9 protein-coding genes are annotated in these 11,728 nt (G+C 42.8%); 7 read left to right on the top strand and 2 right to left on the bottom strand.

Going from position 1 to position 11,728, the window contains the following annotated elements:
* Positions 1-50: 50 nt before the first annotated feature.
* Positions 51-1,532: a peptidylprolyl isomerase gene (locus tag HKX40_RS06745; protein WP_171588803.1), complete on the bottom strand. Its 1,482-nt coding sequence runs from the start codon at positions 1,530-1,532 to the stop codon at positions 51-53.
* Positions 1,533-1,534: 2 nt separating this feature from the next.
* Positions 1,535-3,949, bottom strand: coding sequence for an LPS assembly protein LptD (locus tag HKX40_RS06740; RefSeq protein ID WP_171588802.1), 2,415 nt, complete (start codon positions 3,947-3,949; stop codon positions 1,535-1,537).
* Positions 3,950-4,082: 133 nt separating this feature from the next.
* Here HKX40_RS06740 and HKX40_RS06735 point away from each other — a divergent pair, with 133 nt between their 5' ends.
* The 7 genes from HKX40_RS06735 (at position 4,083) to minC (ending at position 11,713) form a co-directional block, all read left to right on the top strand.
* On the top strand, positions 4,083-5,120 hold the full coding sequence (locus HKX40_RS06735) for an aminoglycoside phosphotransferase family protein (protein ID WP_171588801.1): 1,038 nt from the start codon (positions 4,083-4,085) through the stop codon (positions 5,118-5,120).
* Positions 5,120-5,848, top strand: coding sequence for an N-acetylmuramate alpha-1-phosphate uridylyltransferase MurU (gene murU, locus HKX40_RS06730; RefSeq protein WP_171588866.1), 729 nt, complete (start codon positions 5,120-5,122; stop codon positions 5,846-5,848). Before HKX40_RS06735 ends, murU begins: the two co-directional genes overlap by 1 nt.
* Positions 5,849-5,947: 99 nt before the next feature.
* Positions 5,948-6,733, top strand: coding sequence for a hypothetical protein (locus HKX40_RS06725; RefSeq protein ID WP_171588800.1), 786 nt, complete (start codon positions 5,948-5,950; stop codon positions 6,731-6,733).
* 58 nt (positions 6,734-6,791) lie between these two features.
* Complete coding sequence (locus HKX40_RS06720; protein ID WP_171588799.1) at positions 6,792-7,502, top strand: response regulator; 711 nt, start codon at positions 6,792-6,794, stop codon at positions 7,500-7,502.
* Positions 7,502-9,055 (top strand): ATP-binding protein, encoded by a 1,554-nt coding sequence (locus tag HKX40_RS06715; protein WP_246233619.1) that lies wholly within the window; start codon positions 7,502-7,504, stop codon positions 9,053-9,055. The genes HKX40_RS06720 and HKX40_RS06715 overlap by 1 nt, the downstream gene beginning before the upstream one ends.
* Before the next feature lie 103 nt (positions 9,056-9,158).
* Positions 9,159-10,922 carry a glutamine--tRNA ligase/YqeY domain fusion protein gene (locus HKX40_RS06710; protein WP_171588798.1) on the top strand — a complete coding sequence of 588 codons (1,764 nt, stop codon included), beginning with the start codon at positions 9,159-9,161 and terminating at the stop codon, positions 10,920-10,922.
* A complete protein-coding gene (gene minC, locus HKX40_RS06705; RefSeq protein ID WP_171588797.1) occupies positions 10,922-11,713 on the top strand; it encodes a septum site-determining protein MinC in 792 nt (263 codons plus the stop codon). The genes HKX40_RS06710 and minC overlap by 1 nt, the downstream gene beginning before the upstream one ends.
* Positions 11,714-11,728: the final 15 nt, after the last annotated feature.

The raw sequence follows: 11,728 nt of genomic DNA, 5'->3' as shown, positions 1-11,728 counted from the left end.
TTTTATTGCCTCTTCTTGCTAAAGAGGAACTTACGCCTGATAACAGCTTATTATTTACGATTGGTCTGACCAGTTAAGCGATTATCAATATAGGCTTGGCTACGCAACTGACTTAACCAATCTTGCAACACATGTTGTGCTTGTTCTTGATAAAGCGTTTCATATGCCAAATCGTGGCGAATGCTAGCCTGTTTATCCTCTGTGCGACGGTCTAATACTTCAAGAATATGCCAACCGAACTTACTACGTACGGGTGCACTTACTTGCCCTGGTTGCAAACTTGCCATTGCTTGTTCAAAAGCAGGGTCAGACTGTCCTGGTGTTACCCAACCAATATCCCCACCTAGAGGAGCAGAAGAATCTTGTGAATACTTCTCTGCCAAATCTGCAAACTGCTGACCTGATTGCAGTTTTTGATAGATGTCATCAATTTTAGCTTTAGCTTGAGCATCAGAAAATACTGGTGTCACACGAATGAGAATATGACGTACATGCGTATCAGTCACTTCTACAGGACCATCATGACGTGCGGCTTGCTCACGCGGAGTTAACTGTGCTTGCGGTGGGTCTGGCAAACGCACATTAACCACTTTACGTTGTTCATTCACAATACCACGACGTTCGACAACTCTCAAAATATGGAAACCATTGGAAGCTTTAAATACACCCGTAGTGCCTCCATCACGGACTTTCTTAGTGACAGCCATGAAAAGCTCTGGCCAATCCTCATTCATGCGGATACCCAAGTCACCACCATTTTTCGCTTCAGCACCATCTGAATATTGACGTGCGACACTAGCAAAGCTGGCACCACGGCGAATCTTAGCCAATGCCTCATCGGCCTTTTTCTTGGCTGCTGCAACTTCTTCATCGCTTGCCCCTTCTGGTACTCGGATATAGATATGTTGAAACGCCACCGCTTTAGGGTCAAATGAACGTTCAATCACCTCACGTTTTTCATAACGAGGTTGGCTTACTACATTTTTCTTGTACTCAGGATACATACCTGTCGGATGTTGTGCTAGAAAAGCCTTTACATCGAACTCACTCACATGGACTCTAGACTGCACAACTTGAGAACGAAGGTCTTCCATGCGTACTTGTTCTGCCATGTTAGCAACATAGTCATCCCAATTAATACCATGTTGCTTTGCTGCTTGTTGTAATTGCTCAAGAGTCATGCCATTTTCCTGTGCGATGCCATTGAGCACATCTCTTAATCTCTCTTGTGTAACACGAATTCCCAGTTGTTCAGCTTGAGAATTCATCAAATGCTCATCAATTAATAGGGATAAAGCCTCCTCCTTAGATACGGGATTACCAGACACCTCCATCGCTCTCATGCGGCTATCTAATTGCTTCATGGTGATAATGTCTGTATTTACAACAGCGGCAATACCATCAGCAAAAGTACCTTGGCGCTGTTTTGTTACCTTATGTGTTGCTTTTGCAGCCAACGCCTCTGGTGCAGTAAGAACAAGCCCAGGCAAAGCTATTAAAGCGATTTTTAACCATGTTTTTGAGTATTGCATCGTTATTCGTACCTTTCAAAAGGAGATTGAACAGGAGCAGGATCTTTAACCGACTGATAGCCAGGGATACTATCCCTTAACACACTCATCGGATTGGAACCCACTGCACCTAAACCAGTTAATTCTAACTGAAAAAATAAAGAAGTATTGGTTTTTTGCTTAGAAACTGCATAACGTTGGAAAACAACACGCCCTGTCCAACAACAATCCCCTTTATATTCCAGCCCCAAAATAGACTGAGTGGAGCGTCGTTCTTTGATTGAATAGTCGTATCGTCCCACAGCGTATAGATTCTTAGTAATTGGCCATTGTCCAGCTAGACTAAAGGTATTTTTCCCAGCTAACTGATAAGGATAAAAGATTTGTGAGCCACTAGCATTTGTATAGTAGAATGGATCTTGCTGATAACGGTGTGTCAATGAGATGGAGGCTAGCCGCTTGGGAAACCAACGAATTGTCTCATAGGTTTGTGCCACTTTGCGTGAATAAGTGTTTAACTGAGTCCCTACTTCTATATTCAGTTTATCTGTCACAGCCACAGAGAGGTTAGCCAAGAATTCAGAGCGACTCTCTTCACGACGGCGCTCACTTTGACTCAAATAAACTCGCTGCCGCTTGAAATAAAACTTCTGTGCGAGTTGAACAACCATACGTTCCTTGCCAGAGTCCATATCAAGCCATCGTGAGGTCAAACCTAATGTCACCTGATTTGCATCATTAATGCGATCCCAACCGCCCGAATACACATTTTCAGAAAAAGCGGTACCAAAGTTAAACTGACTAGGTGCCGTATCGTAAATTGGGAGATCATCTTGGTTTGTGTAAGGAATATAGAGGTAATAAATACGAGGCTCCAAGGTCTGGATCCGCGGTTTACCAAATAAGGTAGTGGTACGCTCAAACGTCATACCTGCATCTAACGATGCGATAGGTAAGACTCGAGATAACGATCGATATTGAGTCCCTGCCACACTGGTAAAGGTATTACCATATTGCTTGTACCAATTAGTGGTATAGTGTGAAGCATGCAACCCTAACTTAGGTGTGACATACCATCCAGCACGAATAATAGGATAGCTGACCTGTGTATAAGACACATAGCGGGTGCCATCTACATGAGTAATCCCATTAGTGTTGGTATATCCAACACTATTTGCATAGGTCCTATCTTTGGGATAAGTAAACCGTGTAATCGTATTCTGCATACTAACGTCAAAGCCATTCCAATCAAAGATAGCCCCTCTTACCATAAGCTCTGGTTCACGTTCATACTGGTAGTAATAGCTGGGACTGCTACCAGATAAGTCGTGTAGGCCTTGATATTTTTGCCATAACAAATAGCCTGACCAGTATTTATATCCACTAAAAGTAAGGTATGCACTCTTTGAGAGATAAGACCTATCAGCACGATTTGCAACAGCAACCGAGTCAAAATCACGGTAATAATCAGGATCAGATACCCCGTGAACATCAATGTTTAAATCTAATTTAAGCCCAGCTACAGTACCCAAACTTTGACGATGTGTCCAATTAACAGACCAGCGTTTTTCATCAAGTTTACGGTCTTTGGTCATATACGTACCACTCAATTGCCCACTATAACTTGGCATCAAATAGCGGAACTCACCTCCCATCATCCAGCCACGTTTACTGTAAACTTGAGGGGTTAATGTAAGGTCGTAATTAGGGGCCAAATTGATAAAATAAGGTAGTGATAAACCTAGGCCACTATTAGAGGTTGAGGTAAAGGATGGAGCCAACCAACCTGTTTTCTTTTCACGCTTAACAGGAAACGTCAAATAGGGCGACCAAAGGACAGGAATGCCCTTAATATAAAGGGTACCATTTCGAGCTATACCCTCGTTTTCATCATCGTAAATATCAACTTTTTCCGACTTAATATACCAAAACTTATTATCACACTGACAACCAGAGTAGATAGCATCACCAAGTCGCAGGTGGTTATCATCAATGGCCTCTGCATAACCAGCATTGCCTGCCCCACCACTTTGCAAACGATAGACTGGCGACTCCATACGCCCTGTTTTGGTGTTGACATTAAACTTTAGTCCTGGGGAGGTGACCAGTGTACCTTCACGTAACATGCGTGCATGACCCTGTGCCTGTACCTCACCTGTTTCACGATTGTAAATAATGTTGTCCCCCTTAAGGATAGCGTCAGGCCGTCGTACTTGAGCATCCCCTGATAGCTGCACTTGATTAGTATTATCAAGAATGTCCAGCTTTGCACTGTCAGTAAAGGTAGTCACCTCATCTTCGTTATAGTTGCCCAGTGTAAGTAATGGGCTTTCTTGCAAGCGTACAGTCCCAGCATGGCCAATACCATGCACATCAATTGACTGTGCATGAGCCACAGCAGTTACCAGTAGGAAAGATAAACCTAATTTTTTACTCACAACTACAATCCATAAAGCAAAGTATCCAAAAGGATTTTGTATTCAACAATAGCAAAATCTCTTTTCAGGGTTAGTTTTCAGGTCTAAAATAATAATTTTATTCAAACTCAACCTATCATTATAAAATAGTTTTATGTCTATCCATACTGACGTTCGCCTTGATGCATTAAAAACTTGGTTAAACTCCTTTTCTGATAAATATCAGATTGATTCTAATACCCTACGCCCAGCCTCTAGCGATGCGAGTTTTCGCCGCTATTTCCGCGTAGATACGGGGGCGCAAAGTCTTATCATCATGGATGCCCCTCCCGCACATGAGGATTGTCTCCCATTTATACAAATCGCAAATAAGTTACGTGCGGTAGGATTAAATACCCCTGCTATTTTAGAAAAAAACCTAGAAGATGGCTTTTTGCTCTTAAGCGATCTTGGAAATCAGACCTACTATCAACGCCTCCAACAACCTATTGAAGATGCACAACTACAGCATATCTATCGTGAAGCTTTGGCGGCCTTAGTCGATATGCAAAAAGCAGATGCTAGTGATTTACCGATTTACGACAAGGCGCGTCTACTAGCTGAGTTAGCCTTGTTCGATGAATGGTACATCCAACAATACCACCACACTACCTTAACTGAGCAAGAGAAACAACAGTTGACTCAAGTCTTTGAGTTTCTAACCAATCACAATGACAAGGAAGCCAAGGTTTTTGTTCACCGGGATTACCACTCTCCTAACCTAATGTTATGTGATGAGGCTCATGGCAAGAACCCAGGGATTATTGATTTTCAAGATGCCCTTCTTGGACCTATTTCCTATGATTTAGTTTCATTGGTCATGGATGCTCGCACCACATGGGAAGAACCACAACAATTGGATTGGGCAATTCGTTATTGGCAGATGGCTAAAGCCGCACAACTCCCTGTTCCTGAAGATTTCGCTGATTTTCATGTTAATTATGAGTTTATGGGATTACAACGAAATCTACGCATTTTAGGGGTATTTGCCCGTTTAGCAATTCGTGATAATAAAAAGCACTATCTTGATCATATGCCAAGAGTCAATACTTATGTTCGTCAAGTAGCTACTCGTTATATCGCCTTTAAACCTCTCCTACGCATTCTAGACCGTCTAGATAATATCGAACAAAAAGTGGGGTATACATTTTGATAACTGCAATGATTCTCGCTGCTGGGCGTGGCGAGCGCATGCGCCCACTCACCGATACGCTTCCCAAGCCTCTACTAGCAGTAGGTAATAAACCCTTGATTGTATGGCATATTGAAAGGCTTGCCCAAGCTGGGATTCGTCGCATTGTCATCAATCATGCCTGGTTGGGCCATAAATTCCCAGAAATACTGGGAGATGGTTCTCAATTTGGCGTAGAGATTCACTATTCTCCAGAGGGACCAGGAGGATTAGAAACCGCTGGGGGTATTGCTAATGCACTCCCCTTACTAGGTAATAAACCTTTTTTGGTTATCAACGGTGACATCTGGTGCGATTGGAACCCGATAGAAACACAGGCACATATAAATCAGCTTGAACAGCACCAAAAATCAGCATGGCTACTCCTCGTCAATAATCCCGACCACCATATTGAGGGAGATTTTTATCTAGATACAGCAGGAATCGTATCATCTGACCTAGAAAAAACAGGAAAATCCAATGCAAACATGCCTGTTAAGCTCACCTTTGCTGGTATTGGAATTTACCAACCACAGCTATTTGCAGACATTGGCAAGCAAACTTTTGCTAAACTAGCTCCATTACTACGCCGTGAAATGCAAGCACAGCAAGTGCTAGGAGCACATTACACGGGTCAATGGACAGATGTGGGCACACCAGAACGCCTTGCTTTGTTGGATCAGCAATTACGTCACCATCCACAAAATTAAAGGCAAATTCTTCGCCTCACAAGTTGTCCTTAACCCAACGATAGCCTATCTTGTTGTTGTGCTATCTTGATGTTAATTTTGTATTTAAAAAGGTTTTTCATGTTTGGATCATCAAAAAAACAAGTTATTTTTAGTCCATCCGTTTATGGTTCTAGCTATCGTCGCGGTCGCAGAATGCCGCGTTGGTTAATCACTTTTCTTGCTGGTGTGATTATTGGCGGAGGTGGTTTTTGGTTTCTACAAACAAACTATGGCCCTCAACACCTTAGTCTAGAAGAAGGCAATCGTTTACAGACAACTATTAACAACCTCACTCAAGAGAAAAATGCTTTGCAACAACAACTTGACGAGGCCAAATTAGCCATTAATCAAGCCAAAGAGACTATTAAACAATTACAGCCTGTTGTTGCAGGAGATTCTGCTGCAGGAACTTCATCTTCAGGTGGTATCGCTACCCAAGACAGTGGGGCCTCTGCAAGTAATAACGCACATATTCAAGAAGTCATCAAAAACCTTCCTCCTGACCCTAATAACACGCCAGTAGGCATCCGTCTTGGCAATTTCCAAGGCAGCATCGGCAAGTTAAACTATGAGTTAATCATGACTAAAAGCGATGCAACTGCTGCTGACATCCCTGCTAGGGTTGAAATCACAACAACAGGGGTATATCGCAATGGTAATCGCGGTTTTGAACAACTAGCACCCCTTGCTATTACCGCCAACGAATATGTGCGTTTACAAGGACAAGCCTCGCTTACAAAATCAACACTAACCCCTCAAAAAGTAGAGGTAAAAGTTGTTGATACACAAACACGTAAAGTCATTGGTTTTCGTTCTTTTGATGTAACTCCAGTGGATCCTTCAGCGGGTACCTCTGCAAACTAATTTCAACCTATTTCTTGGCATTTTTTCCTTGTAAATAGTTTGTTATGATAAGCTCACTATGAATACAAAACCACTTACCAAGATTATGGTCGTCGATGACGACCCAGATTTACGCCTCTTATTGGCACAGTATCTTAACCGTCATGGTTACGATACTCTGCTAGTTGAGGATTGTAATGATTTATTCCAACGCATCACCAAGTTCAGCCCCGATCTCATTGTACTGGATCGCATGCTCCCTAGTGGTGATGGTGTCGAGATGTGCAAGGATCTTCGCAAACAAAACGAGGACATCCCCATCATCATGCTCACTGGACGCGATGAGACCATTGATCGCATTACCGGTTTAGATGGTGGTGTAGATGATTATATCGGCAAGCCTTTTGATCCACGCGAACTGTTAGCTCGTATTGAAGCGGTGCTACGTCGCAAGAAAGGGCCATCCAGCCTTATCAAAGAAGTACCTATTCATTTCGGACCTTTCACTTTTGACCCTGCTAAGCGTCAACTCTTCAAAGGTGATGAGGTCGTAAAACTCACTGGTGGCGAGATTAACCTGCTCGAGGCTTTTGTCAAGAATCCTAGCAAACCTCTTTCTCGCGAAAAATTGTTAGCACTCGCTCGTGACGATGACGAGGGCGAACGCAACGATCGTGCGATTGATATTGCTATATTGCGTCTACGTCGTGCACTAGAAGATGATCCTAAAGATCCTCGCTGGATTCAAACCGTTTGGGGTATTGGTTATCGATTCTCTCCTAATGCGTGATGATGAAAAAATTTAGGATTTTTCCTCTTAATATCCGTACCCAGATTCTATTGATGATGTTTGGTACTATCATCTTGGTTCAGGGTACGGGGTTATACACTGGTAATTTTCTTAAGGAAAAATTCCTCGAAGATGTGGTGGCCGGGCATATCACGACCACTATCAAGATTATTCGTTCTGCTGTGACACTGCTTCCTCCAGAGCAACGCTCTGAATTTATCAAAATAGCCTCCCGAGGCAAGTGGAATTTGTGGACGCGTCAACAATTACTCCAAGGTAATCTATCCCCTCGCTTCTTTTTTGAGGACCATCTGCAAAGTCGTCCTCTTGCTGATATACCTGAGTTTCCTTCACGTCGCCCTCCCCCGCCACCGGCAATCCATCATATTTTCCCTCATCTTAAAGAACGGGTTACTCCTGAGCTTTCTAGTACGGAAAAATTCTCCAGAACTCTTAATGAAAGTTTTGATCTTTCCGAAGCTCCTATGATTCGTAAAGATTTGCACAATCTTATTGCTCGGGTTAATCAATTATTGGATGATGGTACCAGAGTAGGTATTTCTCAACGCAACAATGTCCCTTTGATGTATTTATCTTTGTTGCCAGAGTACAACCCTTATAACAACACTTTAATTAAAGAATGGTTAATCATTCCTCTAGATGATATTGAGCCTGTGGATGCCAGCATTTTCTTGTTTGCATGGATTGCCATGACCTCCTTGTTATTGCTTATTGCAGGGTATTTTGGATGGCAAATTACTACTCCTTTGATGCGATTAAGTCAATCTGCGGACAAACTTGCCCAAGGCGTTCATGCTAAAGTAGTACCTGCTGGCCCTTATGAAACTCGGGTACTAGGTGAGCGTTTCAATGCTATGCTCAATTCCCTTGAGCAAGCCAAGACAGTACAACAAACCTTACTTGCAGGTCTACCACATGATCTCAAGGGACCTCTTGCTCGTATGCGACTACGTCTTGAAATGACGGATGATGAACACCTCAAACAAGGTATGAGCAACGACGTTCAGGAAATGCAAAATATTATTGAGCAGTTCATTTCCTATGTCAGAGGCTCTGATCCTACTCGCTACAATTTTCAACCGCTTAACCTTAACAAATGGATTGATGAGCGTGTCAATGCCTGGGGGGAAGCAAGCAAGGACATTGTTCTCAAGGAACTCACCCAGCATCCTCTTTGGATTTCTGCTGATACGCTAGCGCTAGGACGTCTACTAGATAATCTCATCGGTAATGCTCTTAAACATGGAGAACCTCCTGTAGAAATTTCTCTAACCAAGCACAAGGATATGGCGTATATCAGTGTTGCTGACCATGGCAAAGGAATCCCTCCAGAGCGTCGTGAGGAAGCTCTACGTGCATTCTCTCGTCTTGACTCTGCACGAACCAAAACAGGTAGTGTAGGACTAGGACTGGCACTTGTGGATACCATCGTGCATGCTCATCAAGGTAACTTGGCTCTTAACCAGACAGCATCAGGTGGACTCCAGGTAGACATTTATCTGCCTCTGATTACTACACCAAAAGTGAAATAGTCTCTTGTCTTAAATTTCCCCGATTATCAAAAGATAAGCGAGCAATATACTATAATGTTGCTTTTACAGTTTAATGCATTAACTTTCTTAATTTTTCAATAGCATGACAACGCATTCTACAGAAACACCAGTTTCTAATTTTCTACGTACTATTATCGAAAATGACTTAAGTGCAGAGCGATTTCGTGGCAAACGTTGGGCAGGTGTACCTGGTCCTGCTTCTGTCCAAGAAACAGGCACCAAGGATCCAGCTCGTATTCGTACTCGTTTCCCACCCGAACCCAACGGTTATCTCCATATTGGACATGCCAAAAGTATCATTATCAACTTTGGATTAGCCCGTGACTATGGGGGTGTTTGCCATTTGCGCTTTGACGATACCAATCCTGAAAAAGAAGATCAAGAATATGTGGACACTATCCAAGATAGTGTCAGATGGTTAGGTTTTGACTGGGAAAACAAAGAGAAAGGCTATTGTAACCTCTACTTTGCTAGTGATTATTTTGAATACATGTATGAGTTTGCGATTGCCTTGATTAAAAATGGCGATGCCTATGTGGACGAACAGTCTCCTGAAGAAATCGCTAAAATGCGTGGCAATTTTACCGAACCAGGAGTTGATTCTCCTTGGCGAGATCGTCCCATTGCAGAGTCTCTTACTCGTTTTCAAGAAATGCGTGAGGGTAAGCATCCCAATGGTAGCATGGCATTACGTGCCAAGATTAATATGCAGTCGCCCAACATTAATATGCGCGACCCAGTGATTTATCGTATCCGTCATGCCGAACATCATCGCACAGGCAATACATGGCCAATCTACCCTATGTACACTTATGCCCACCCCATCGAGGATGCACTTGAGGGGATTACTCATAGCATTTGCACATTGGAATTTGAAGATCAACGACCTTTCTACGATTGGTTGCTAGAGAAATTGCTCTCTTTTGGTCTATTAAAAGAACCTCTTCCTAAACAATACGAATTTGCTCGCCTTAAGATGAAGTATATCGTCACCAGCAAACGTAAATTACTTCGCTTAGTAGAAGAAGGTTATGTCAATGGTTGGGATGACCCTCGCATGCCAACACTTGTAGGGTTACGCCGCCGCGGTTACACTCCTGCTGCTCTACGCCTATTTGTTGAGCGCCTTGGTGTATCTAAAGCAGACTCCAACATTGATTACAGTGTCTTAGAACAGGCTTTACGTGATGACTTGGATCCTATTGCTCCTCGTGCTGTTGCGGTGCTAGATCCGATTAAGTTAGTCATTACTAACCTACCTGAAGACCATGAAGAGGCTTGCTTTGCACCAATCAATCCACATAATCCAGAAGCAGGGAAACGGGAATTCCCCTTAACTCGTGAGCTATGGATTGAGCGTGATGATTTCCGTGAAGAGCCACCTAAAAAGTACTTCCGACTATTCCCTGGTAACACCGTACGTCTCAAATATGCCTATGTTGTACGTTGTACTGGTTTTGTAAAAAATGAACAAGGGGAAATCACCGAGGTACATGTAGAATACCTACCTGATACTAAGAGTGGTACTCCTGGTTCTGACAGCGTTAAGGTCAAAGGCAACATCACTTGGGTAAGTACGAAGTATGCAATTCCTGCGACAGTGAATTTATATGATCGCTTATTTACTGACCCTGCACCAGACTACGGCGACAAGAATTATCTCGACTTTTTAAATCCTAATTCTTTGCAAACCGTACAAGCATGGCTTGAGCCTGGTCTAGACACTAGTGCAGGCAATCAATGGCAATTTGAGCGTCTAGGCTATTTCATTGCTGACCAAGACTCGACTGCCGATAAACCTATCATTAATCGTAGCGTAACCTTACGCGACTCATGGGGTTCATAATGAGTACTAACACACATCTTTTTGATATTAAAAGAATTAATAACCACCTTCGTTTAGTACTTAAAAGCACTGATTTTAGTGGCATTGTCAAAGCCTTACGTCTGCATTTCAGTGATGCTGGTGATTTTTTCCATGGAGAATCTATCATTATTGATGCTTATGGCATTGTGCAACCACTGCCTTGGAAGAAACTCGCAACTGTTCTAGAGGAAAATAAGCTATCTGTACTTGGTATCTATACCAATGCTCGCTTATTACCCACAGTACTTGATGAGGGATTTGAGCATATTGATTTAAGCAAAAAAACCACTTCTACAACAGAAGAGGTTTCCTCTCAGCCCCCAAAAACCATGCAGGATAAATCATCTACTGCTCCAGTTGCCCCTAAACGTGAAGTACCTGCCACTAGTGCTACTAATAAAGATAATGCCAGTACATCCCCCGCTGCTTCCGGAGCTGCTACTTTGCTAGTGGACCGTCAGTTACGTTCAGGCGAACGAGTCTATGCCGCAGGAGGTGATTTAATCATCGTAGGAAATGTGGGTCATGGTGCCGAGGTCATTGCAGATGGCAATATCCATGTTTATGGTCATTTATTAGGTCGTGCAATCGCTGGAGCCAAAGGCAATGGCGACGCGCGTATTTTTACGACACATCTAGACCCACAACTAGTCGCTATTGCTGGTATTTACCGTCTATTTGATGGTGATGGAGCACCAGATACACTAAAAAAACCTACGATGGTAAGTCTTAAAAACGAAACGTTATCATTTGATTTAATCAAGTCTTAATAATTTGCTTATTTT

The sequence above is a fragment of the Pelistega europaea genome (assembly GCF_013133775.1).
GTDB lineage: Bacteria > Pseudomonadota > Gammaproteobacteria > Burkholderiales > Burkholderiaceae_B > Taylorella > Taylorella europaea.
This window is presented reverse-complemented; position numbering and strand designations above follow the sequence as displayed.

Coding starts and splice junctions, on each gene's coding strand:
- HKX40_RS06745 (WP_171588803.1), bottom strand. CDS start 1,532: ATGCAATACTCAAAAACATGGTTAAAAATCGCTTTAATAGCTTTGCCT.
- HKX40_RS06735 (WP_171588801.1), top strand. CDS start 4,083: ATGTCTATCCATACTGACGTTCGCCTTGATGCATTAAAAACTTGGTTA.
- HKX40_RS06725 (WP_171588800.1), top strand. CDS start 5,948: ATGTTTGGATCATCAAAAAAACAAGTTATTTTTAGTCCATCCGTTTAT.
- HKX40_RS06720 (WP_171588799.1), top strand. CDS start 6,792: ATGAATACAAAACCACTTACCAAGATTATGGTCGTCGATGACGACCCA.
- HKX40_RS06715 (WP_246233619.1), top strand. CDS start 7,502: ATGATGAAAAAATTTAGGATTTTTCCTCTTAATATCCGTACCCAGATT.
- HKX40_RS06710 (WP_171588798.1), top strand. CDS start 9,159: ATGACAACGCATTCTACAGAAACACCAGTTTCTAATTTTCTACGTACT.
- minC (WP_171588797.1), top strand. CDS start 10,922: ATGAGTACTAACACACATCTTTTTGATATTAAAAGAATTAATAACCAC.